The organism is Streptomyces sp. NPDC057010 (assembly GCF_042673805.1).
In the GTDB taxonomy this organism is placed as follows: domain Bacteria; phylum Actinomycetota; class Actinomycetes; order Streptomycetales; family Streptomycetaceae; genus Streptomyces.
The window spans coordinates 1,526-2,856 of the sequence record NZ_JBHUSC010000117.1; the positions used below are offsets into that span (position 1 = coordinate 1,526).

The 1,331-nt window shown below is 56.9% G+C and carries 1 rRNA gene (cut by a window edge); it reads right to left on the bottom strand.

Annotated features, from left to right (window positions below):
• Window positions 1–1,281, bottom strand: a 23S ribosomal RNA gene (locus tag ACFTXQ_RS36410); it reaches 1,494 nt to the left of the window's first position.
• Window positions 1,282–1,331: the final 50 nt, after the last annotated feature.

The following is a 1,331-nucleotide window of genomic DNA, read 5'->3' on the forward strand; positions in this document are numbered from 1 at the left end:
AGTATTGCTGCAATGACACGACTTCGGCGGTACGCTTGAGCCCCGCTACATTGTCGGCGCGGAATCACTTGACCAGTGAGCTATTACGCACTCTTTCAAGGGTGGCTGCTTCTAAGCCAACCTCCTGGTTGTCTCTGCGACTCCACATCCTTTCCCACTTAGCGTACGCTTAGGGGCCTTAGTCGATGCTCTGGGCTGTTTCCCTCTCGACCATGGAGCTTATCCCCCACAGTCTCACTGCCGTGCTCTCACTTACCGGCATTCGGAGTTTGGCTAAGGTCAGTAACCCGGTAGGGCCCATCGCCTATCCAGTGCTCTACCTCCGGCAAGAAACACACGACGCTGCACCTAAATGCATTTCGGGGAGAACCAGCTATCACGGAGTTTGATTGGCCTTTCACCCCTAACCACAGGTCATCCCCCAGGTTTTCAACCCTGGTGGGTTCGGTCCTCCACGAAGTCTTACCTCCGCTTCAACCTGCCCATGGCTAGATCACTCCGCTTCGGGTCTAGAGCGTGCAACTCAATCGCCCTATTCGGACTCGCTTTCGCTACGGCTTCCCCACACGGGTTAACCTCGCTACACACCGCTAACTCGCAGGCTCATTCTTCAAAAGGCACGCAGTCACGAGACACCAGCAAGCTGATGTCCGACGCTCCCACGGCTTGTAGGCACACGGTTTCAGGTACTATTTCACTCCGCTCCCGCGGTACTTTTCACCATTCCCTCACGGTACTATCCGCTATCGGTCACCAGGGAATATTTAGGCTTAGCGGGTGGTCCCGCCAGATTCACACGGGATTTCTCGGGCCCCGTGCTACTTGGGAGATGAGCAAGCAAGCCGCTGATGTTTCGTCTACGGGGGTCTTACCCTCTACGCCGGACCTTTCGCATGTCCTTCGACTACATCAACGGTTTCTGACTCGCCCAGCCGCCGGCAGACGACTGAAGCTCATTCCCACAACCCCGCATGCGCAACCCCTGCCGGGTATCACACGCATACGGTTTGGCCTCATCCGGTTTCGCTCGCCACTACTCCCGGAATCACGGTTGTTTTCTCTTCCTGAGGGTACTGAGATGTTTCACTTCCCCTCGTTCCCTCCACACTGCCTATGTGTTCAGCAGTGGGTGACAGCCCATGACGACTGCCGGGTTTCCCCATTCGGACACCCCCGGATCAAAGCTCAGTTGGCAGCTCCCCGGGGCCTATCGCGGCCTCTCACGTCCTTCATCGGTTCCTGGTGCCAAGGCATCCACCGTGCGCCCTTAAAAACTTGGCCACAGATGCTCGCGTCCACTGTGTAGTTCTCAAACAACGACCAGCCACCCA